The organism is Pseudoxanthomonas japonensis, assembly GCF_043632995.1.
Taxonomy (GTDB): domain Bacteria; phylum Pseudomonadota; class Gammaproteobacteria; order Xanthomonadales; family Xanthomonadaceae; genus Pseudoxanthomonas_A; species Pseudoxanthomonas_A japonensis.
This window is the reverse complement of record NZ_CP171632.1, coordinates 1,545,896-1,567,313: the sequence shown is the minus strand read 5'-3', so window position 1 is coordinate 1,567,313 and position 21,418 is coordinate 1,545,896. Positions and strand designations below refer to the sequence as shown.

The window sequence follows — 21,418 nt, the reverse complement described above, 5'->3', positions numbered from 1 at the left end:
GCGTGAGATGAGCCCGCCCGCTCAGCGGCGCACGAACACCTCCGGTGGCGCGCGCACCGGACTGCGATCGGCGGTCACGTCACCGCGCACCCCGAGCTGCGCGGAGAAATCGGAGAGCCTCGCCCATACATAGGGCTGCAGGTCGTCGGGCGCACGGTCGTACACCTGTCGCCACAGTTCGTCCATGAACACGCGCGGATCTTCGCGCAGCGCACCGCGTTCGATGCGCTGTCCCGCAGCGGCCAGGACGGCCCGGATGTCGGCCAAGGAGTCCATGCAGCGAGCCTAAGCCGCGTTCGTGCCGCGCGTGTGACAAGGCGCACCGGTTTCCGACGGCCGGTCCGTTTCCGTGAACCCGGTTACGTATCGCGCGCCTGCGCGCAGCTACCGCCTCCGATACCTGCATGAATGCCGCACTGCGCCAGGACGCGCCGGCCTGTCAGCGCCTCACGTAGCCCGGCGTGCCATCGGCATACAGCACGATCTGTTCCCAGACATCACCGCCACGCTCGACCACACCGCGTCGCTGATAGCGTTCGCCCGGTCCCAGGGTTTCCAGCACGGGGGCTTCGGCCTCGGGGAACTCGCGCACCTGTACCTTGTCCCGCGCCTGCCATTGGCCGCCCTGCGGCCGGACGCGGAACTCGAGCGTCGCCATGCGCGCCATGACGGGATCGTGCACATAGGCCTTGCGCTTGCCCGGCCCCCAGGGCGCCACTTCGATCCAGCCCGTCGTGCCCACGATGCCGCTGACCGGCACGAGCAGGTCCTTGTCCAGGTCGTCGATCGGCGGCGCCTGCGGCGACGGCGCGGCGTGGAAGACCACGGGGCGCGCCTGGCGATGGCTCCATTTGGGCAGGTTGCGGCTGTTCACCAGGGACGGGGGGTGCGACGAAAGCGCGACGCCCGACGGCGTCGGCATCGTCGCGGGCTGCGGCAGCACCTCCCCGGGCAACGCGGCGAGATTGCGCGGGTTGCCGGCGACCAGCTTCACTCCCTTGCTGGTGCGGTAGACCAGCGTCGGGAAGGCGAACGTCGAGGAACGGTCGTAGGGCCGCATCTGGTAGTTGATGCTGTCCATGACGCCCTGGTTGTAGGCGAGGCCGCGCTGCGCGGCAGCCACGTCAACCACGCGGGGGCCGCGGCCACCGAAGGCCCCTGCGATGCTGGCCGCATCGCGCGCCGCCACGACGCTGCCCGCCGTACCGCCCGCGACCGGTATCCATCGCAGCTGGACCTTGCCGGCGAGGCCGCGCGTGTCGTCGTAGAGCCGTTTGCTCCAGGCACACTCGGTGCTGTACAGCACATAGACCGGCTTGTCCGCCGCCTGGCCATCCGCGGCCCAGATCGCGTTCTCCACCGTATCCAGCAGTCGGGCAGCAGGTTCCGATTGGGAAACCACCACCTGCTTGCCGCGGTCCACGGCGTCGCTGCGCAGCGGCAGCAAGGCGGCCACGGTCATCGTCATCGCAGCAAGGACACCGAGCACTGCGCCCGGTCCGCCGGCATGTTCAACCCTGTTTCCAGGCACGGAAGAATGTGTCGCCATGTCTGATCCCCTGTCGTGGAATGGCGCGCACGGCCGCCGACGCCCCCAGGGCGACGGCGATGCGTGCGACGGAAGGTGCGCTGGCATCGCGCGGCCTATTTCCTGCGGATGTCCTGCAGCGCTTCGTTGATCTTGAACAGCACGATCATGATTTCGCAGTAGATGCGTGCCAGCAGCGCGGACAGCGTGGCCAGGATCGGCGCCGCCACTACCATGCCGAAGCCGGCGAAGCCCGAATAGCGCATCATCCCGAAGCCCTTCACCATCAGGACCAGGCCAGACAGGGCCGCGCCTGCCAGCAGGATCCAGTAGATGAAGGTGATGATCTTCGGCGTCACCATCGCATCGAAATACAGCCAGTCCCTCATTGTGGTTTCTCCTGTTGAAGTCGTGATCGGTCGTGCGGCGCTCAGTCCGCCACCCGCCTGTAGGTGACCCCCATGGGGCCGGAGAGCGTGTTCTCGTCCACACGCGTGAGCACCAGCGCCGCGCCGTCGATGTCGGGATGCGACAGCCGCACGCGGTCGTCTTCCACCTCGTAGCGCAATCGCACTTCGACGCCGCCCAGCGCCGCGGTCTGGACCACCGACCCATCGCGATCGAACCGCAACCGGCTCAGGCCCATCGCATCTTCGTAGGTGCCCTGCATGCCGCTGCCACAGGCAGCCAACAGCAGTACCAGGCACGCCAGCCCTCCTGTCCGCAGGATCGTCATGTCATGGGCCTCCCGCCGGCGAGAACCGCCGCTCGCCCAGCGACACGGGACGTCCGTAGCGGTCGTTGCCGATCGCGTAACCTTCCAGGCGCGCGGTAATCACCGGCCCCTCGCTGCGGCGGTTGATCCCGGTGATGCGCAGGCGGCTGTCCAGCACGACGTCGCGCAGCCCGCCGTTCCGGGTCAGCACGTCCTGTGCGGCGGCGGCGTCGAGCGGCCAGAAATTGAGTTCTTCCGGATTGTCGACCTGCAGGCTGATCCGCTGCGCGCGTTCGGACGGCGACGGCTGCGCAGTGAAATGGAACACGCTGCCCGGCATGAAGGCGTCCAGGTAATAGCCGCCACGTGCGCTGTCGTACTCGCCGAAGTGGGCCCGGACGTTCATGCGCAGACGTCCCACCTCGGCGGTGCCGTCGTAGATCGCCTGGAGACGTCCCTGTTCGTCCTGCAACAGCGCGGGGCGCTGGAACTCGTCGGCATAGGCCACGCGCGACTGCTGGCCCGCCCAGGTGGCGATCGGCGGCTCGCGCCCTTCCAGGCGATAGGCCAGCATCAGCATCTGCAGATCGTCCGGATGATCGAGTTGGCGCTCGCCGAACGTGGAAGGTGGCGTTGCGGAGGGCGAAGCGGATGGCGTGGCCGAGCCTGCGGCCGTCGCCGGTGCAGCGGAAGGCGCCTCTGGCGCGGGCGATCCGCCTGCCTCGCCCGGTGCGGCAGACGACGCCTCCTGGCGATCGCCGCAGGCGGAAAGCAGCGTGGCGAGCGCCAAGGCGAAGTATGCGGCGCCGCGCGCGCGGCGATCAGAGGCTGACGTCGTTGGCATCGCCGGCCTCCTTGACCTCCGCGTCGCGACGCGCCTGGCCGATCCGCTGCAGTTCCGCGCCCATCCCCTCCACCAGCGCGTAGGTGTCGCTCTGCTGGATCATCGCGGTATGGAACTCCATCACCAGGCCGGGGTTCTTGCCGCTGAGCACGACCCGCGCACTGATGTTCAGGCCGCACCCCTGGGTCCAGCGCGCACTGGTGTTGTCGCTGGCCGCATAGACCCCGTTGCGGCACTGGTTGAACAGCGGATTGGCTTCGGACAGCGGATTGCCGGCGCGGTCGTAGATCCACTGCAGATCGCGCGTGCCGGCCGAGTAGCCGCGCGGCGAATCGTCGCTCTCCCGTACCTGTGGCTGGCCGTACTTGCCGGTCAACGCGTCCAGCGTGGCGTCCACCGACGGCATCTGGCCGTCGCGGAACTTCTGCGTGCGCCAGATGGCCACCGCCGTCTCCTTGCCGGGCACGCCCGGCGTGGCGACGCTGACGATCTCGTCGGTGTGTTCCCACTTGAACTTGCCACGGCACTCCTGCCACTCGCGCGCGAAGTTGCAGGGCCGGTAACTGCCCCTTTCGACGGTGAAGAACTGCGTGCCGAGTTCCACGCCATAGGTGTCCAGGCGATCCAGCCAGCGCTTCTCCTCGGTCACGATGGCGTCCTCACCCAGGTTGCAACGCACGGTGGACAGCGCCTCTTCCCGCGTCATGCCCGGCCGCAGGCCGGTGATGTCCGGGCCCACCAGGCTCTTGCGGACTTTCGGCGGACAACGCAATGGCGCGGTTCCGTCGGGCGCGGCGGCGGCCGCTTCCTCCAGTTCGTCGACCGGCACGCCCATCTCTTCCTGGCCGTCCGCCAGGTCGGTGTCGCTGCCGCCGCACGCGGACAGCAGCAGGACGGACAGGGCCAGCAAGGGCAAGGTCTTCGTCATCGGGGTTTCCTTCTCTGGGATGGGTGGCGGGGGTTGCGTGGACCGAACGGTTCACTCCAGCAGCACGATCTCGACCCGGCGGTTGGCTTCCGCCCCGGGATTGCCTGGCTGCTTGAGGCGTGTCTTGCCGAAGCCCTGCACATCGAGGCGTTGCGGTGCGATGCCGAACGCGTGCTGCAGGTAGGCGGCGACGGCGGCCGCGCGCTGGCGCGACAGCTGCAGGTTGGCGTCCGCATTGCCGACGGCATCGGTATGGCCGTGGATGCCGATGCGGCGCGCGGACAGCGCGGGCGTCAGCAGGGTCCGACCCAGTTCGTCGAGCTGCGGCACGCTGTCGGGGCGGATCGTCGCCTGCGCGAAGTCGAACAGGATGTTCAGGTCGACACGGCCCGCGTTCGCCAGCGCGTCGCCGAGGCGCCCGGCATCCTGCAGGTCGGCCTGCGCCACCGGCATGGCGATCGCGCAGGTGGCCGGCGGCGTCGCCGGCGAGGGACCACGGGCCAAGTCGAACTGCTTGCACGCGGGCGCACCACTGACCTTGCCGGTGAATCGCCGGCCTTCGGCATCGACGTGTCCATCGAAATGCACCACCCGGTACCCGCCGGGCTTGAGCAGCCAGTCACCGCCCTTGAGTTGAAGCCGGCCGGACGCCGGGTCGTACTGGCCGCTCATCGTGAAGCAGCCGGTCGGCACCCGCGGGTTGCGCGGGTCCGCATAGAAGTGGAACAGCGCGCGTGCCTGCGTGGGCGTCGCCTCGGCGATGCTGAGGGTCAGGCCGGTCAGGCCCTGCGCACAGACATAGGTGCCCACCCAGGGCCCCACCACGCTGCGCGGGTCGGACGTGGACGTGGACGTGGACTGGGCCGCGGCCGGCGCCATCGCGACGGCGCCCAGCCACGCCAGCGACAGGGCAAGCCGGCTCCACCCCCCTCGACTGCTGTTTCCTGTCCGCATCACCCGGCCTCGCTGGATGCCCCGACCGACGCGTGGCCGGGGCTTGGGAACGAGACTGCCGGGAGGTCGCCACGGGCGTCCTCATGCGGACTTCAAGAAACCTTCAAGCGCGCCGCGACGGGGTTTCCCGCCCCGCAATGGGCGCCGTAACCGGCGTTATCATCGGTCGCATGCCCCCCTCCCCGCCCCCCGATGCCCGGCTCTACCGATGGCGCTTCGGCACCGTCGAGTTCGACGAGGCCCGTCATGAACTGCGCGTCGCCGGCCTGGCGGTCGACATCGAGCACAAGCCGCTGCAGGTGCTGTCGGTGCTGCTGCGCCATGTCGGCGAGGTGGTGACCAAGGAGGAACTGTTCGACCAGGTCTGGACCGGCCGGGTCACCGTCGACCACGTGCTCGCCACCGCCATCGGCAAACTGCGCAAGGCGCTCGACGCGGCCGGCGAGGACCGCATCGCCACCGTCCCGCGCGTGGGCTACCGCCTGGACGGTCCCGTCGAGCGCGTCGCGCAGGGCCAGCGGCTGGGCACTGCACTGAGCTTCGCTGCCGGCCAGCCGGTGCCCGGTCGCGAACACTTCCTGCTCGAGCGCCCGCTCGGCCGCACCCTGGGCAGCGAAGTCTGGCTGGCGCGCCAACCGCGCAGCCGCGATGCGCGCGTGTTCAAGTTCAGCGTGGGCGGCGAGCGCCTGGCCACCATCAAGCGCGAAGCCACGCTGATGCGCGTGCTGCGCGACACGCTGGGCGAGCGCGACGATTTCGTTCGCGTGCTGGACTGGAACTTCGAAACCGAGCCGTACTTCCTGGAATGCGAGTACGGCGGACAGGCACTGCCCGACTGGGCCGCGGAGCATGGCGCGCTCGGTTGGGACCGCGCGCGCAAGCTGGCGTTCTTCCTGCAGGTCGCCGCGGCAGTCGATGCCGCGCACGGCGTGGGCGTGCTGCACAAGGACATCAAGCCGGACAACGTGCTGGTGCGCGCCCGCCAGGACGAGCGCTGGCAGCCCTGCCTCACCGACTTCGGCAACAGCCGCCTGCTGCAACCGGAGCGGCTGGCCGAACTCGGCATCACCGGCATGGGCATGACGGTCACCACCGCCGGCAGCGACAGTTCGGGCACACCGCTTTATCTGGCACCGGAGCTGGTCGCCGGCCAGCCGGCCACCGTGCGCAGCGACGTCTATGCGCTCGGCGTGCTGCTGTACCAGTGGCTGGTGGGCGACCTGCGTCGTCCGATGGCGCCGGGCTGGGAGCGCGATATCGACGACCCGCTGCTGGTCGAGGATATCGGCCGCGCCACCGACGGCGATCCCGCACGACGCATCGGCAGCGTGGCGGACCTGATCGACCGCCTGTCCTCGTTGCCGCAGCGACGCGCACGCGACGACGAACAGCAGGCGGCGGCGCGCCAGGCCCAGCATGCGCAGCGCGCCCTGGAACGCACGCGTGCGCGTCGCCCGTGGATCATCGCCAGCTTCGCGCTGCTCAGCGCAGGCCTGCTGGCAAGCTCACTGTTCTGGTACCGCAGCGAACAGCAGCGCCAGAGCGCCGCGATGCAGGCCGCGCGCGCGGAAGCGGTCACGCGTTTCCTCAGCGACGATCTGATCGGCGCGCTGAGCCCGGGCGGCGCCGGCTTCGAGCGCGACCCGACCGTGCGGCAGATGCTCGAACAGGCGGGTGCGCCGCTGGCCGCCCGCTTCAGCCAGGACCCGGCGGTGCGCGGCGGCATCCATGCGGCACTGGGCGATGCCTGGCGCACGCTCGGCGATCGCGAGCGCGCCGCCAGCCACCTGCGGCAGGCGGTGCAGGACTACGGCCGCGCCTTCGGCGTGGATGACGAACAGACCCTGGTCACCCGCTATGGACTGGTGCGCACGCTGGCCTATGCCGGCACGCGCGAATCGTTTACCGAAGCCGAGCGCCAGCTCCGCGAAGCCGACCGCCTTGCCGGCCGCACGCGGCTGGAAGGCCGGAACGTCGTCGCGCTGTACGCTGCCATCGCGCGCGGCCAGTTCCACTTCCAGCAACTGGAAATCGAACCTTCGCTCGTCGCGCACCGCCGCGCGGATGCGTTGCAGCGCGCCCTGCGTCCCGACGACGCCTCGATGGCCGCTCTGATCCGCTCCAACATCGCCGACGCCCTGCTCCGCTCCGGCAAGGCCGAGGAAGCCGTGCCGTTGTTGCAGCAGCTGCTGGCCGATCCCTTGCTGGACGCAAAGCGCATCGGCGAGTCCACCGTCGCCGGCTACCGCGTGATGCTGGCGCGAGCGCTTCGCAACATGGGCCGCTACGCCGAAGCGCTGCCCATCGCGCAGACCGCGGCCGCGACCACCGAGCGCATCCTCGGCCCTGACGACTACACCACGCTGGTGCAGCTGTCGCTGGTCGCCAGCATCCACGACTACGCCGACGACTGCCCGAAGGCGCTGCCCATCGCGCGCACGGTGCGCGAACGCATGGCGAAGCGTTACGGCGAGGAGCGCCAGGCGACGTTGATCGAAACGGGCAACCTGGGGTTCAAGGAGTACGCCTGTGGCGACCGCCAGGCCGGCCTCGACTACCTGCGCCGGGCGGAAAGCGGCCTGCGCCGGCATTTCGGCCAGGACAACGTCGCCGCGCACAGCTTCCGCTATGCGCTCGCCGGCCACCTCGCCACCGAAGGCCGGTATGCCGACGCGCTCGAGATGGTCGATGGCCTCAGCGTGCCGGCGCTGACCGCCGGCGACTCCACGCCCGGGTGGGAACACCGGCTGCAGGCGCTGCGGGGCCAGATCCTGATGCAGTCCGGGCGCACCCAGGAAGGTCGCCCGCTGCTGGTCGCGGCGGTGGCGGCGCTGGGCGAGTTGGGTACGCCCGAGGAAGACGAAATGGCCGCGTGGCAGCGTCTGTTGGGCGGCACGGGAGCCGCCGGGAACTGAACCGGTATCCGGCGGACTTCCATCCGCAAAACGGTTTGGGGCGCCCGGCTTGAATCCACTGCCCGGCGATACGGGTTCGCAGAAGCCGGCCATTGCCGGAATGGCATCACTCACCAGGGGAAAATATGAAGATCGGCGCGGTGTTGATGTTCGCCATGCTGGGCGGACAGGCAGGGCTGGCATGGGCGAATGACGAAGATGCTGCTGCCCTGGCGCACTATCCTTCCGCAGCGCAGGTCCAGTCCGACCTTCTGGCAACCGCCGGGGACGCCGAACCCGACGACCTAGCCGGACGTCAGGCGGGACGGCTGATGATGCTGCACAGTGCCCTGGCGCACACCGCGAGCAGCAGCGGCAACGTGTCCCAGGCATCTGGGCCTGCCCGAGAGCTGCTCGACGCGTACAGCCGGGCGTATCGTTCCATCGACGAAAAAATGCAGGCCTATCCCGACTGGCGCAAGAAGTGCGGCTACCTGGACAACCTGTTCGATACGTGCCGCCGCCAGCGCTTCGCAAGGGAAAAGAACTACTTCAAGGCGAGTCCGCAAGCGGCGCGGGAGACGGCCCAACGGTATTTTCCGCCCGGGTATCAGGATCGGTTCGTGGACCTGACCGGCGTGGGCGGCAGCCGTCAGCGGTTCGCCGACTACCAGAGTGAGCGCCATGAAGCCGGACGCGCCGGCCGCGGGCGCGAATTCCGGAAGAAGCTGCCCATCGTGCTCGGGGGCTTCTCGTTGATTCCGCTGGGCATCGGCATCGTCCTGTTCGCATTGGCACGCAAGACGGGCAATTCCCTTGCGCGCTACGAGTTCCACAACACCTCTGCGGGCGGCGTTGTCGAGTTTGCGAGCTTCGAAGCCTCGCAAGCGCATGAAAGGAAACGCTTGCTGCAGCGGCTTCTCGGCAATGCCGGCTACCTGGCCCTGGCCATCGGCGTGCTGGGATTGGGCCTGGCCGTCGGGGTGCTGATCGCCAATTCCCAGTGAAAGCGGTTCGACCCGATCGGGTCATGCCCACCTGAGCGGCGGCCATGGCACCCTTCCGCCTGCGTCGTAGCGTCACAGGGTGGGCATTGAGCGACTGCGCCTTCACGCCGGTGGTGTCGGATCGGGTTCCAACCCGCGGGTGAAGCTGCGTTTGGCGGCGCGGCGCGAGGCGTGACCTACTTCTTCGATCGCTTGAACGTCAGCGCGTGCTGCCACAGCGCATCGAACAACTGCCCGTACACCTTGCCGTCACGATCGTCCACCGAGGTGTTGACGAACAGGACGATTGCGACGTCGCCGGCCGGGTTGGCCAGCATCGCGGTGTGCACGCCCGGGTCTGAACCGCCATGGCCGACGTAGGCCGTGTCGAACTTGGTGGCCCAGAACAGGCCGGAGTTCTTTTCCTCAGGCACGACGTTGTCCGGTGTGTGGCCGGGCGTGTACTGGAAACGTCTAAGTTCGGCGATCGATGCCGGTGACAGGATGCGTGCGCCGTCGAGGCTGCCGTCGCCAAGCACCGCGATGAAGAACCGCGACAGGTCCGCCACGGAGGTACGCAGGCCACCGTCCGGATACGTCGCCAGCCCATAGTTCCGTATCGGCACCGCGAATCCGCCCTGTGCGACGTACAGCGTGGCGCGCTCGTCCGCCGGCCGCTGCGACAGGAACCAGTGGCTGCGCGTCATCTTCAGCGGCGACAGGATCGTGCGCTGCGTGTAGGCATCGAAGCGTTCGCCCATCGCGCGCTCGACGATGTAACCGACCAGTCCCGCGCCGATGTTGGAATAGGCGCGGTGCGTCCCCGGCCTATGCGGCACGAAGTTGTCCGTCGCGTAGTCCTTGCCACCCTGCACCAGATAGCCGCGCAGGAAGTCGCCCAGCGCCTCGGGCGCGTCGCCTCCCCAGTGGTACAGACGCTCGTACACGGCCCACCGATCATTGATGCCCGAGGTATGCGTGGCGAGCTGGCGCAGGGTGATGCGCGCGTCGGGGAACTGCGGGTGGACCACCTTGAACGGGAGGTAGGCGTTTATATCTTCGTCCAGCGACAGCTTGCCGGCCTGCACCGCCTGCATCATCGCCACGCCGGTCACTGTCTTGGTGATGGAGGCGATGTTCATCGCCGTGTCGGGCGTGAATGCAACGCCGCGCTGGCGGTCGGCGAATCCATAGCCCTTCGACCACACCATGCGCCTGTCGACGATCACCGCGGCGCCCACGCCGACCAGGCCAGCCTCGGTCATTGACGTCTCGATCCGCGCATCGATAACTTCGCCCGCCCCAGCAACCTCCGCTGCCCCAGCATGACCGGCCACCAGCATCGCGGCCACGACCGTCACCCCCTGCAATACAGCCCCGATCCGCATTCCTTCCCTCCGCCATCCGGCCTGCTGTGCGACGCCCGCCTGGCGCCCCTTTCGCCGCCGAGCATGGACATTGGCCAGCCCGACGGCCAGTGGTGGGCGATGAAACCCGACCCACGCCGACGGAACCCGGGTTGCCGCCGATCAAAGCGTCGAGCGTGAAGCAGCGCGCAGCACGTCCTCGGTTTCCAGGATGCGCAGGATCCGCGGCATGGCCAAGCCGATGGCGTCCTGTCCTCAACCGGCCTGGTACAGGGCGGCGATCAGCAGGATTTCAATGTCCATGGGGTTCGACGGTTGGGGGGCTGCATAGCGGCTTACCTGCCGCATGGACGCGCCCCAGTCCGCGCAGCCAGTCGGCAGGATGCACATGAACACTGGTCGAGCGCCTCTGGGCGACCTTCGCACCCTGCGTGCCCGAGTGGCGCCGACTGCTCCAGCGCGACCGAACGCGGGCATACAGCCGCATCACTGCGCTGGCGCCAACGCGATGTCCCCGCGGAAAAGCCACAGCATCGCGCGCCGGTAGCCCTCACCGATCGAGGCGGCATGCGTGCCGTCAGGCAGCGCCACCAACGCGACGTCCCATGGCGCACCTGCCGACGGGGCAGCCCAGTGCGTGGTCCAGTCGTGCGCGATGCGCTGGCGTTCGGCGGTATCGCGCGCGCCGCTGACCACGGCCACGCGCAGGTCCGCGCCGGTGTACGGTCGCGGCGCGGCGAACAACGCGTCGCGTGCCGGCCCGGGCGACGGATTGCTGGCGATGCGCCCCCAGAACAGGTCGGGATCCTGCACCGCCGACCACAGCACGAAATAGCCAGCGCGCGACTGCCCGATCAGCACACGGCGCGTGGGATCCGCCGCATACCGTCGCTCCACCTCGGGCAGCACCTGCGCGCGCAGGAAAGCGAGGAATCCGGGCGCCCCGCCCTGCTCCGCGCCGGCGTCGTCGCCGGGCGCCGTGAAATCGACATGCCGCTTGTTGATGGCCGGGTCGAAACCGCCATAGGCGATGCCGACGATGATCGCCTCCGGCAACGTCTCGTCGTAGTGCAGGAACAGGTGCGTCGGCGCGAGCAACGGAAACAGGCTGCGCCGTCCAGCACGTACACCACCGGATAGCGCGTGGCCGTCGCCGCGTCATAGCCCTCGGGATAGCGCACGTAGAGGTGATGCACGCGACCGGATCCACGATCGGTCAGGGCGAAGTAGTCGCCCTTCAGGGCCGGCAGGTGCTCGAGCGTGGCGGTGCCCTGCCCGGACGGAACGGCGGGCGGTTCCGCCCTTGCCGGTGGTGTCGTCGCCATGGCCAGCAGCCATGCAAGCACGAGGGTCATTCGGCGCATCATGTGGAATCTCCCTGACTGAACGTTGCCCTGCGGTCGGGCGACGGCTTCACGACGGCGTGATCAGGGCCATCTTAAGGTCGAATGCATCACGCAATCGCACGGCGAAGAGGAAGAGCATGACGACGATCAGACTCCGGGCCACCGGCCCGCAGACCGCGTTCGACGCGCTGATGGCCGCACTGGAAGGCATCGACGGGGTGGAGCGCCTTGAGGAATTGGCGGACCTGATGCCGCACATGGACGACGACGATTCCAGTTCGGCGGGATTGCCCGACGACATCGGCGCCAGCGACGTGCACGCCGTCGAGATCGAAGTCGCTTCTCCCTATGCCGATACCGTGACCGCCACCGCCGACGATGTCGCCACGCGCTACGGCCTGGTGCTCGAGTACGTCGACGACTTCTGAGGCGCCTTTGGCCGGCCTTCACTACACCTCCGACGCGATGCCCGGCCTGCGGCGTCGGCGGCGTGGGCTCGGCTTCAACTATCTGGATGCGCGCGGGCGTGCGGTCCGCGATGCGGCGACGATCGCCCGCATCCGCCAGCTCGCCATTCCGCCGGCCTACACCGATGTCTGGATCTGCGCCGATGCGCGCGGCCACCTGCAGGCCACCGGGCGCGACGCGCGCGGACGCAAGCAGTACCGCTACCACACCGCGTGGCAGGCCGAACGCGGCGCGCGCAAGTACGACCGCCTGATTGCCTTCGCCGAGGCGCTGCCCCGACTGCGCCGCCGGGTGCGCGCCGATCTCGCCCTGCCCGGCTTCCCGCGCGACAAGGTGGTCGCGCTGGTCGTCGCCCTGCTCGGCCACACGCTGCTGCGTGTCGGCAACGAGAGCTACCAGAAGGAAAACGGTTCGTACGGACTCACCACGCTGCGCAACGTGCATGCGCGCTTCATCGCCGGCAGCGAGGTGCGCTTCGCCTTCCGCGGCAAGGGTGGCAAGGCACTGGAGTCCCGCGTCAGCGATGCGCGGCTGGTGAAGCTGGTTCGCCAATGCCGGCAATTGCCCGGGCAGGCGCTGTTCCAGTACCGCGAGCAGGGCAAGGTGCAGCGCATCACCTCCGGCGACGTCAACGACTACCTGCAGGCGCAGCTGCAGGGGCCTTACACCGCCAAGGATTTCCGCACGCTGGGGGCCACCCTCTTCGCGTTCCGCACGCTCGCCGCCCTCCCGCCGCCGGCCGATGGCGACCCGTCATCGGCGCAGGTGCGGCAGGCCGTTTTGCGCGGTGCCGCGGACCTGCTGGGCAACACCCCGCGCATCTGCGAAAAGAACTACGTGGATCCGCGCGTCTTCTCGGGCTGGGAAGACGGCCGGCTCCAGCGCATCACGCGCCATGCCAACGGTCCGCGCCAGTGGGAAACTGCCGCGATCCGCTTCCTGCGACGCGCGCAGCGCGGGTGAGCGGACCGTCGCGGAGCGCGGACGGCAATGCCGCAACCGCGGCCCGTCCTTGTGCACGTTCCCGAAGCGCCCGCCGATCCCTCACTGCGCCAGATAGAAGTCCATCGGGATCAGTTCGACGGCCCATCCTCCTTCCTCGCCCAGCGTGGCCGCGGGATGCAGGGACGCGATGCGCAAGGCCTCCTCCGGATCCTCCGCCTCGATGATGAACAGGCCGCCCACTACTTCCTTCGACTCGGTGTAGGGCCCGTCGCTGATCTGCGTCCTGCCAGCGCGCGGCCGCAGCGTCCTCCAGCCTTCCAGGTCGCCCAGCGACGCGGCCACCAGCACCTTGCCGGTCGCACGCATTTTCTCGTCGAGCGCGGGACACTGGCTGACCAGGGCTTCGACATCGTCCGCGCTCATCCCGGCGAACTTCTCCGGCGTGAAATAGGCGAGACCGAGATACTTCATGGGCGTTCCTTGGGTTGGGAGTGCATGAGCGACGAAGCAGGTGGCGGGAAATCGACAGGCATGGAAGCCGAGCGCGAGCGAACTTCGCCTCCATCGAAAGACCAGGACCAGTCCAGCGGACGTGCCATCGCGCGCTTCGATGGCTGGCGGCCAGCGTAAGCTTGCGCCATGCACGACATCCTGTCCTCGCTCGGCATCGACCTTCCGCTGATCCAGGCGCCAATGGCCGGCGTGCAGGACGAAGCGCTCGCCATCGCGGTAGCCAATGCCGGCGGGCTCGGCTCCCTGCCCTGCGCGATGCTCGAGCCTGCGCGACTCGAGACCGCGCTGCACACCTTCGCGTCGCTGCCGCACCCCATCAACCTCAACTTCTTCTGCCACGCGATGGCCGAGCCGGATGCTGCGGAGGGGCAGCGCTGGCACGATGCGTTGATGCCGTACTACGCCGAGTACGGCATCGAACCGCCCGCGCCCTCGACGGCGGGCGCGCGCCGCCCGCTCGATGCGGCGACCGTCGACCTGCTGGACGCGTTCCGGCCGCGGATCGTGAGCTTCCACTTCGGCCTGCCCGATGCCGCGCTGATGGCGCGGATCAAGGGCTGGGGCGCCACCGTGCTGTCGTCGGCGACGACCGTCGAGGAAGGACGATGGCTGCAACGCCATGGCGTGGACGCGGTGATCGCGCAGGGCATCGAGGCCGGCGGCCACCGCGGGCATTTCCTTTCCGATGACCTGGCGATCCAGCCCGGCACGCGTGAACTGGTGGCGTCGCTGTCGAAGGCGTTGACGGTACCGGTGATCGCGGCGGGCGGCGTCGGCGACCGCGCCGATGTGCGCGCCTTGCTCGCGGCCGGCGCGAGTGCGGTGCAGGCCGGCACCGCGTACCTGCTGTGCCCGGAGGCGACCACATCGGCCGTCCATCGGACTGCCTTGCAGCAGCCTGCGCGCACAGGCGCGATCACCAACCTGTTCAGTGGGCGGCCCGCGCGCGGTCTGGTCAACCGGCTGATGCGCGATCTCGGCCCGCTGTCGGACCTGCCTCCCGCCTTCCCCTGGGCGTCGCAGGCGCTTGCGCCATTGAGTGCCGCGGCCGAAGCGCAGGGTCGCGACGATTTTTCGCCCCTGTGGTCCGGGACACGCCGCGGCACGCTGGCGGGGCGGAGTGCCGCCGAGGTCACACGGCATCTGGTGGGGCCGGGCTGATCCCGGCATCGCGGCCCGTACGACGGCACCGGTTGCGGCCACCGCATCCATCCGCCGCCATGACGCGTAACGTCAGTTTCAGCCCAGTCCGGCAGTCCCGCAGGAACGGAACACGCATGCCTCATGCCCGCGATCGTCGCGTCGGCGGATCGCGGGGATGGCACGGGTCTTGCTGGAATTGGCTGATTGGACGGGGGATGACGATGCGGGTATGGCGGCGCGTGGGGCGGGCGTGGTCTGGAGTGCTGCTGTCGATGGCCATCGGGTCGGCTGCGCATGCGGCGGAGGTGCGCCTCGCCGTGGGCAGCAGCAGCGGCCCGGTCGCCGATGCCGTGGTCAGCCTGCACGGCGCGACGCCGTCGACCACCCGCAGCGCCACCGCGCGCATGGATCAGCAGCATTCGGCCTTCGTGCCGGGCGTGCTGCCGGTGCAGGCCGGCACGGTGGTCGCCTTCCCCAACCGCGACAACATCCAGCATCACGTCTATTCGTTCTCGCAGCCACGCCAGTTCGAGATTCCGCTGTACTCCGGCAACAAGGCCGCGCCCATCCGCTTCGACACGCCGGGCGTGGTGGTGGTGGGCTGCAACATCCACGACTGGATGATCGGCCACATCGTGGTGCTGGACACGCCCTACTTCGGCAAGACCGCCGCCGATGGCCACCTGACCCTCGACGTGCCGCCGGGAAGCTACACGCTGCGGGTGTGGCACGTGCGCGGCGAGGGTGCGCCGCTGGAACGCACGCTGGTGGTGCCGGCCGCTGGCGCCTCGTCGACGTTGCAGATCGCGCTGGTCCCGGCGAAGAACGACGTGCGTGGCACTGACCGCCTGCGCGCGCTGCAGGAGAAGTTCCGCCAGACCAAGGGCGGCACCCCTTGAAGCCACGCAGTTTCCAGACCCGCGTCATCGCAGTGATGATCGCCGTGGTGGTGGCCGCGCAGCTGGCCACGTTCGCGGTGGTGACGGTGGCCACGCAGCGCGCGGTGTCGTCGCGGCTGGAACAGGAGCTGCACGTGGGCCAGCGCGTGTGGGAACAGTTCCAGCAGAGCCGCTCGGAACAGCTGCTCGCGTCGGCGTCGGTGCTGTCGGACGATTTCGGTTTCCGTGCGGCGGTGGCCAGTGGCGATGTGCCGACACTGCGTTCGGCGCTGGGCAACCAGGGCACCCGTGTGGGTGCCGACCTGGCCTGGCTGCTGGATCGCGACGGCCGCTGGCAGGCCGGCGCCGAGGGCGCCGCGGCGCCGTCGGCGGAGGTACTGGCCGGTCTCACGCGCCAGGCCGCCCGCGACGGGCTGGCCTTGCAGACAGTCGTCGTGAAGGACGCCCTTTACCTGGTGGTGATGTTGCCGGTCATGGCGCCGGAGCGGGTGGGCTGGCTGGCCATAGGCCGTCGCTACGACGATGCGGTGGCGCGCGAGTACCAGCGCCTGACCGGACTGGAAGCCGCCTTCGTCACCAGCGCCGGCTCCCGGACGCGCGTGCATGCCTCCACGTTGCCCGACGCGCAGCGCGCGTCCTTTGCGAGCGCCTGGACGCCGCAGGGCGACCACACGCGCCCGATTGCCGTCGGCAGCGACCATTACCTCTCCGACTCGCATCCGCTCACCGAGGGCGACGACGCACGGCTGGTGCTGCTGGATTCGTACGACCGAGCGCTGGCGCCCTACCGCGCGTTGCGTTCGCGCATCCTGCTGCTGTCCGGGCTTGCGGCGCTGCTCGCGGTTGCCGTCGCCGTTGCCCTGGGTCGCGGCATCAGCCGACCGGTGTCGCGACTGGCCACGGCGGCGCAGCGCATCCAGGCCGGCGATTACTCGCAGGCGCCGGTCGCCGGCGGCAGTCGCGAAATCGCCGAGCTTGCCGGTGCGTTCGGCCGCATGCAGGCGGACATCGCCGCGCGCGAAGCGCGCATCCTGCACCAGGCCCACCACGACGGCCTGACCGGGCTGCCCAACCGCAGCCATGCCTACGACCTGCTGCAGGCGGCGATCGCCCGTGGCGGCGACGTGGCGGTACTGGTCATGGACGTGAACCGCTTCAAGGAGATCAACGACACGCTGGGCCACGAATTCGGCGACCAGGTCCTGCGCGAAGTCGCGCAGCGGCTGCGCAGCGCGTCGGATGACGCCCATCTGGTCGCCCGCCTGGGCGGTGACGAGTTCATGCTGATGCTGCCGGGCCTGCGATGCGAGGCGGCGCAGGCGCAGGCGCACGCGCTGTGGAACGCGTTGAAGCAGCCGCTGGACCTGCCCAGTACGCGCGTTGGCGTCGAAGGCAGCTTCGGCCTGGCCTGCCATCCCGAGCATGGCGCGGATGCCGACACACTGCTGCGACGGGCCGACATCGCGCTGTACGACGCCAAGGCCGCGCACGGCGGAGTGGCGGTGTACCAGCCCGGCCGCGACGAATCCCACCTTCGGCAGCTGCAGTTGATGACCGACCTGCGGCAGGCGATCTCCGGAGGCCAACTCGAACTGAAGTTCCAGCCCAAGCTCGATGCCGCCAGCGCGCACGTGCAGCACGTCGAGGCGTTGCTGCGCTGGCGCCACCCCACCCTGGGCGCGGTGGCGCCAGACGAGTTCATCCCGCTGGCCGAACGCTCGGGATTCATCCACGAACTGACGCGCTTCGTACTGGACCAGGCCCTGGCCTGCCATGCCGTCTGGCGCGCGGGCGGACTGGACCTGGGGCTGGCGGTGAACCTGTCCGCGATGGACCTGCTGGATGCGGACCTGCCGGACTACATCGAACAGCGGCTCGCCGCCCATGGCGTCCCGGCGGAGCGCCTGATCCTGGAGGTCACCGAAAGCGCGCTGATGCAGGACATCGAGTACGCACTGCGCATGCTGCACCGGCTGAAGGCCTGCGGCGTGCGGCTGGCGATCGACGACTTCGGTACCGGCTATTCCTCGCTGGCGCAACTCAAGCGCATGCCGGTGGACGAGCTGAAGATCGACAAGAGCTTCGTGATGCAGCTGGAAGAAGGCAGCGACGACGCGGTGATCGTGCGCTCCACCATCGAACTGGGCCACAACATGGGCCTGTCGGTGATCGCCGAGGGCGTGGAGAACGACCGCGCACTGGCCCTGCTGCGCCACTACCGCTGCGACATGGTGCAGGGCTACCTGTTCAGCGCACCGCTGGGCAGCGCCGCGCTGCTGGACTGGTGCCACCAGCGCGAGCGCACCGCGACGACCGACGACCTCCCGCTGGAAACCGACGCATGACCCCTGCCCTTCGTTGCGTATCGATCGCCTGCGCCCTGTCCGCGCTGCTGCCGGCGCTGCCCGCCTCCGGACAGGGCCGCCTGCTGGCGACCGGTGGCGCCACGCAGGTGGAAGGTGCGGCCGGCGGCGGCATCGTGCCGTGGGCCGTGCTGTCGGGGTACGGAACGGACGAACAGCACGGGGGCGCCGCGTTCTACACGCGCGTGGATACCGGCGACTACGCGCTGGACGCCTTCGGGGCGTCGTACACGTTCGCCAACCGGGTGGAAGTGTCGTTCGCGCGGCAGTCCTTCGACCTGGGCGAACTGCAACGCCGGCTGGCGCTGCCCTGGGATGCGCTGGAGCAGGACATCTACGGCGCCAAGGTGCGCCTGGCCGGCGACCTGGTCTATACGCGCATGCCGCAGGTCAGCGTCGGCGTGCAGCACAAGCGCCTGCGCGACGGCGCGTTGCCGCTGGCGGTGGGCGCGCGCGACGACAACGGCACCGATGCCTATCTCAGCGCCAGCAAACTGTTCCTCGATGCCGCCGGCGGTTACCAGTTGCTGCTCAATGCGACCTTGCGTTCGAGCAACGCCAACCAGGCCGGCCTGCTGGGCTTCGGCGGCGACCGGCGTGCGGAGCGCACGTGGCTGTGGGAAGGATCGGCGGCCGTGCTGCTGGATCCCCGCCTCGCCGTAGGCGTGGAATACCGGCAGAAGCCCGACAACCTCGGCTTCGCCAGAGAAGACGACTGGCGCGACGTCTTCATCGCCTGGTTCCCGAACAAGCACGTCGCCGTCGTCGGTGCGTGGGCGGACCTGGGCAGTATCGCCACGCTGGACGACCAGCGCGGCGCATACGTGTCCTTGCAGTTGAGCTTATGAGGTGACGAGCATGCGTATCGCGACCGCCCTGCTGCTGGCCAGCCTGCTGTGGATCGCCGGCTGCGCGTCCGCGCCACCGGCGAAGGACGCGCTGTACGACGGGCTGGGCGGGCGCGCCGGCATCGAGGCGCTGGTGGAGACCTTGCTGTTCCGTGTGTCGGACGATCCCCGCATCGCGCATCACTTCAAGGACGTCGACATCATCAACCTCAATGACCGGTTGGTGGAGTTCCTGTGCGTGCAGTCGGGCGGCCCCTGCTCGTACGCCGGCAGGGACATGGCCGGGGCGCACAAGCACGTGAACATCGCCGAAGCCGATTTCAATGCGCTGGTCGAGGATCTGATGTGGGCGATGGACCAGCGCCAGCTGCCGCGCGCCACACAGAACCGCCTGCTGCGCCGGCTGGCGGCGATGCAGCGCGACGTGGTGCGTCGTGGACCGCCGCCGCCGGAAGCGCCCTTGCTGACTCCGCAGCCCTGACCTGCCCTACCGCGGCACGGTTTCATGCGGGCGCAGGGCGGTTTCGTCGGCATCCCGCCGGATTCGTCGCAGCGCGCTGGTCCACCGCAGTGCAGGACGCGAGGATGGACGCCTGACATCCGCTGCCCGAAGGAGTTCCGGACCATGAAGACCCTCGTCGCCCTGCTCGCCTGGTGCCTGCTGTTCGTCCTGTGCTGGCCACTCGCCGTGCTGGCGCTGCTGGCCTGGCCGTTCGTCTGGCTGCTGTCGCTGCCGTTCCGGCTGGTCGGCATCACCTTTTCCGCGCTGTTCGCCTTCCTGCACGCGCTGTTGATGCTGCCGGCACGGCTGCTGGGCGGCGGTCGGCACGCACCGCTGGTGTCGGCATGACCGCGGTGCGTTCGCGCGTGGCGAAAGCAGCCTTCGGCGGCCTGCTGGGTACCGCGCTGCTGTGCGGCGCGGTCGAGGCGACGGCCGCCACCGAGCGGACGCCGGAGCAGCTCACCGACACCCTCGATGCGCTGGACACGGCGGTGTTCGACACCTTCAACACCTGCGCCGATCCGGCGCAACTGGCGAAGCACGCCGCCTACTTCGACGACGCGGTGGAGTTCTACCACGACAACGGCGGGGTCACCTGGACCCGCGACGAGATGATCGGCCGCACGCGCCAGCATGTCTGCGGCCACTACCGCCGCGAACGCGTGCCGGGCACGCTGGTGGTGTACCCGATCAAGGATTTCGGCGCGATCGCGCAGGGCAAGCATCGCTTCTGCGACCTGGGCGGCACCGACTGCGCGGGCGAGGCGGATTTCGTGATGGTCTGGCGCGAACGCGATGGCCAATGGCAGGTGACGAGGGTGCTGAGCTACGCGCACCGGCCTGCGACCCCCGCCCCCTGAGCCTGGCAGGACTTCGCACCCGCTTCACACATGCCCCGCCACAGGCGCACATCAGCCATCGATCCTGTGCCCGGCGCTTCTGCCGCAGACACGGGACCATGGCGATGACCACCGACACCTACCCCAACGCGGTCTCATGGATCCGCGTGATGCGGCCCTTGGCATGGGGCGGCGCCGGCCTGTTGCTGCTCGCGCCCTGGGTGGCCATGCGGTTCACCCACGACGTGGCCTGGACCGTCGGCGATTTCATCGTCTTCGGCGCGATGCTGCTGACCGCCTGCGTCGCCTTCGAAATGGCGATGCGCATGGCGCGCGTGCCCAGCTATCTGCTGGCCAGCCTGGTCGCGATCGGTGCAGCCTTCCTGCTGCTGTGGGCGAACCTGGCGGTCGGTATCGTCGACGAGCCGGGGCATCCCGCCAACCGGTTGTTCCTCGGCGTACTGGCCGTCGGCGCCATCGGCGGCGGGCTGGTCCGGCTGCAGGCGCGCGGCATGTCACGCGTGATGGCGGCGATGGCGATCGTCCAGGGGGGCGCGGGCGGCATCGCGATACGGATGGACACGCAGGAATCACCGGCGTTCGTGCTGGCGTTCACCGGTCTCTGTGTCGTGGCCTGGTGCGTGTCCGCCCTGCTGTTCCGGAAGGCGTCGAAAGCGACTCCAGCCGGATGATCACCGCGGCTTCATGTGCCACAGCGCGTTGACGATGATCCAGCGCTCGCCATAGCGGCCCATGTGGAAATGGTCGACGAACCAGGGCGTCTCCAGTCGGACGGCAGCGGTCTCGGCTGTGACGTCGAGGATCCGGCAGCTGCGGTTCCACTGGTCTTTCGGCGTCTTCAGCGCGCCCTGCCGCGTCAGCGACACCAGTTCCTCCTTCGACATGCGGCGCAGGCCGAGGCGCTCGTCGGGCGTGTCGCCGATCACCGAGCGCTTGGCCAGGTCCGGATGCAGCGCACGCGCCACGCGGGCGGGGTCCCCTTCCAGCTGGCCATCGACGTAATCGAGGCAGGTCGCCTCGATGGCAGCCAGGGTGGCGGCATCGGCCAGGGGAGGCGGTGCGGTGGCGGCGGATGCGGCCATGATCAGCGAGAGCAGGGACATCGGGAACTCCTCCGGGGACGGGCCATCCTCGGCCGTGTCTTGGCGGACGGCACGTGCCGGAAGTGCAGCGCGCACACCGGCATCGACATGCGTTCAGGGCACGCGTTAACCTGCCGGTACGGAACGGGGAGTTCGCCGCCCCCGCTGTCGCGGTTCCCACCGCAATCCTCCCACGGACGGGTCCACCCGCCTGTCGTCCGCAGGGAGCGCCG

The 21,418-nt window shown here is 69.3% G+C and carries 24 protein-coding genes; 12 read left to right on the top strand and 12 right to left on the bottom strand.

Annotation, left to right across the window (positions count from 1 at the left end; translation table 11 throughout):
* Window positions 1–21: 21 nt before the first annotated feature.
* The 7 genes from ACGHX3_RS07075 to ACGHX3_RS07045 all read right to left on the bottom strand — a co-directional run bounded on the left by ACGHX3_RS07075 (window position 22) and on the right by ACGHX3_RS07045 (window position 4,969).
* Entirely contained in the window at window positions 22–276 is a 255-nt protein-coding gene (locus ACGHX3_RS07075; RefSeq protein ID WP_162336642.1) for a hypothetical protein, read from the bottom strand.
* A 163-nt stretch (window positions 277–439) separates the two neighbouring features.
* Window positions 440–1,468: a hypothetical protein gene (locus ACGHX3_RS07070; protein ID WP_394696885.1), complete on the bottom strand. Its 1,029-nt coding sequence runs from the start codon at window positions 1,466–1,468 to the stop codon at window positions 440–442.
* Window positions 1,469–1,644: 176 nt separating this feature from the next.
* The gene (locus ACGHX3_RS07065) at window positions 1,645–1,917 is read right to left on the bottom strand and encodes a DUF4282 domain-containing protein (RefSeq protein WP_162336640.1); all 273 of its coding nucleotides are present in this window, start codon (window positions 1,915–1,917) and stop codon (window positions 1,645–1,647) included.
* A 41-nt stretch (window positions 1,918–1,958) separates the two neighbouring features.
* Entirely contained in the window at window positions 1,959–2,264 is a 306-nt protein-coding gene (locus ACGHX3_RS07060) for a hypothetical protein (RefSeq protein ID WP_162336639.1), read from the bottom strand.
* Window position 2,265: 1 nt separating this feature from the next.
* A complete protein-coding gene (locus ACGHX3_RS07055) occupies window positions 2,266–3,087 on the bottom strand; it encodes a hypothetical protein (RefSeq protein ID WP_394696884.1) in 822 nt (273 codons plus the stop codon).
* The gene (locus ACGHX3_RS07050) at window positions 3,065–4,015 is read right to left on the bottom strand and encodes a hypothetical protein (RefSeq protein WP_394696883.1); all 951 of its coding nucleotides are present in this window, start codon (window positions 4,013–4,015) and stop codon (window positions 3,065–3,067) included. Before ACGHX3_RS07050 ends, ACGHX3_RS07055 begins: the two co-directional genes overlap by 23 nt.
* A gap of 51 nt (window positions 4,016–4,066) precedes the next feature.
* Window positions 4,067–4,969, bottom strand: coding sequence for an OmpA family protein (locus ACGHX3_RS07045; protein WP_394696882.1), 903 nt, complete (start codon window positions 4,967–4,969; stop codon window positions 4,067–4,069).
* Window positions 4,970–5,139: 170 nt separating this feature from the next.
* On the opposite strand from ACGHX3_RS07045, the gene ACGHX3_RS07040 reads away from it, so the two are divergent.
* Both ACGHX3_RS07040 and ACGHX3_RS07035 read left to right on the top strand, forming a co-directional pair.
* Window positions 5,140–7,884, top strand: a complete 2,745-nt coding sequence (locus ACGHX3_RS07040) for a winged helix-turn-helix domain-containing protein (RefSeq protein WP_394696881.1) — start codon at window positions 5,140–5,142, stop codon at window positions 7,882–7,884.
* 125 nt (window positions 7,885–8,009) lie between these two features.
* Entirely contained in the window at window positions 8,010–8,870 is an 861-nt protein-coding gene (locus ACGHX3_RS07035; RefSeq protein ID WP_394696880.1) for a hypothetical protein, read from the top strand.
* A gap of 176 nt (window positions 8,871–9,046) precedes the next feature.
* Here the strand turns inward: ACGHX3_RS07035 and ACGHX3_RS07030 are convergent, their stop codons facing one another.
* The 3 genes from ACGHX3_RS07030 to ACGHX3_RS07020 all read right to left on the bottom strand — a co-directional run bounded on the left by ACGHX3_RS07030 (window position 9,047) and on the right by ACGHX3_RS07020 (window position 11,314).
* Window positions 9,047–10,114, bottom strand: coding sequence for a serine hydrolase domain-containing protein (locus tag ACGHX3_RS07030; protein WP_238391156.1), 1,068 nt, complete (start codon window positions 10,112–10,114; stop codon window positions 9,047–9,049).
* A 357-nt stretch (window positions 10,115–10,471) separates the two neighbouring features.
* Window positions 10,472–10,606 carry a hypothetical protein gene (locus tag ACGHX3_RS07025; RefSeq protein ID WP_394696879.1) on the bottom strand — a complete coding sequence of 45 codons (135 nt, stop codon included), beginning with the start codon at window positions 10,604–10,606 and terminating at the stop codon, window positions 10,472–10,474.
* 96 nt (window positions 10,607–10,702) lie between these two features.
* Window positions 10,703–11,314, bottom strand: a complete 612-nt coding sequence (locus ACGHX3_RS07020; RefSeq protein ID WP_394696878.1) for an alpha/beta hydrolase-fold protein — start codon at window positions 11,312–11,314, stop codon at window positions 10,703–10,705.
* Window positions 11,315–11,699: 385 nt separating this feature from the next.
* On the opposite strand from ACGHX3_RS07020, the gene ACGHX3_RS07015 reads away from it, so the two are divergent.
* Together ACGHX3_RS07015 and ACGHX3_RS07010 are read left to right on the top strand one after the other, a co-directional pair.
* A complete protein-coding gene (locus ACGHX3_RS07015) occupies window positions 11,700–11,990 on the top strand; it encodes a hypothetical protein (protein WP_162336632.1) in 291 nt (96 codons plus the stop codon).
* Between the two features lie 7 nt (window positions 11,991–11,997).
* Complete coding sequence (locus ACGHX3_RS07010) at window positions 11,998–12,993, top strand: DNA topoisomerase IB (RefSeq protein WP_394696877.1); 996 nt, start codon at window positions 11,998–12,000, stop codon at window positions 12,991–12,993.
* Window positions 12,994–13,074: 81 nt separating this feature from the next.
* Here ACGHX3_RS07010 and ACGHX3_RS07005 read toward each other — a convergent pair whose 3' ends face one another.
* Entirely contained in the window at window positions 13,075–13,446 is a 372-nt protein-coding gene (locus ACGHX3_RS07005) for a YciI family protein (RefSeq protein ID WP_394696876.1), read from the bottom strand.
* A 168-nt stretch (window positions 13,447–13,614) separates the two neighbouring features.
* Between ACGHX3_RS07005 and ACGHX3_RS07000 the strand changes: the two genes are divergently transcribed.
* From ACGHX3_RS07000 to ACGHX3_RS06965, 8 genes are all read left to right on the top strand, one after another.
* Complete coding sequence (locus ACGHX3_RS07000; protein WP_394696875.1) at window positions 13,615–14,649, top strand: NAD(P)H-dependent flavin oxidoreductase; 1,035 nt, start codon at window positions 13,615–13,617, stop codon at window positions 14,647–14,649.
* A 197-nt stretch (window positions 14,650–14,846) separates the two neighbouring features.
* A complete protein-coding gene (locus ACGHX3_RS06995) occupies window positions 14,847–15,530 on the top strand; it encodes a methylamine utilization protein (protein ID WP_394696874.1) in 684 nt (227 codons plus the stop codon).
* Window positions 15,527–17,875 carry a putative bifunctional diguanylate cyclase/phosphodiesterase gene (locus tag ACGHX3_RS06990; protein WP_394696873.1) on the top strand — a complete coding sequence of 783 codons (2,349 nt, stop codon included), beginning with the start codon at window positions 15,527–15,529 and terminating at the stop codon, window positions 17,873–17,875. Before ACGHX3_RS06995 ends, ACGHX3_RS06990 begins: the two co-directional genes overlap by 4 nt.
* The gene (locus ACGHX3_RS06985; RefSeq protein WP_394696872.1) at window positions 17,872–18,741 is read left to right on the top strand and encodes a DUF3034 family protein; all 870 of its coding nucleotides are present in this window, start codon (window positions 17,872–17,874) and stop codon (window positions 18,739–18,741) included. Before ACGHX3_RS06990 ends, ACGHX3_RS06985 begins: the two co-directional genes overlap by 4 nt.
* A gap of 10 nt (window positions 18,742–18,751) precedes the next feature.
* A complete protein-coding gene (locus ACGHX3_RS06980) occupies window positions 18,752–19,222 on the top strand; it encodes a group 1 truncated hemoglobin (RefSeq protein ID WP_394696871.1) in 471 nt (156 codons plus the stop codon).
* 144 nt (window positions 19,223–19,366) lie between these two features.
* Complete coding sequence (locus ACGHX3_RS06975; protein ID WP_394696870.1) at window positions 19,367–19,591, top strand: hypothetical protein; 225 nt, start codon at window positions 19,367–19,369, stop codon at window positions 19,589–19,591.
* The gene (locus ACGHX3_RS06970) at window positions 19,588–20,103 is read left to right on the top strand and encodes a nuclear transport factor 2 family protein (RefSeq protein WP_394696869.1); all 516 of its coding nucleotides are present in this window, start codon (window positions 19,588–19,590) and stop codon (window positions 20,101–20,103) included. The genes ACGHX3_RS06975 and ACGHX3_RS06970 overlap by 4 nt, the downstream gene beginning before the upstream one ends.
* Before the next feature lie 98 nt (window positions 20,104–20,201).
* Window positions 20,202–20,774 (top strand): hypothetical protein, encoded by a 573-nt coding sequence (locus tag ACGHX3_RS06965; RefSeq protein WP_394696868.1) that lies wholly within the window; start codon window positions 20,202–20,204, stop codon window positions 20,772–20,774.
* Here the strand turns inward: ACGHX3_RS06965 and ACGHX3_RS06960 are convergent, their stop codons facing one another.
* Window positions 20,775–21,206 carry a nuclear transport factor 2 family protein gene (locus tag ACGHX3_RS06960; RefSeq protein ID WP_394696867.1) on the bottom strand — a complete coding sequence of 144 codons (432 nt, stop codon included), beginning with the start codon at window positions 21,204–21,206 and terminating at the stop codon, window positions 20,775–20,777.
* Window positions 21,207–21,418: the final 212 nt, after the last annotated feature.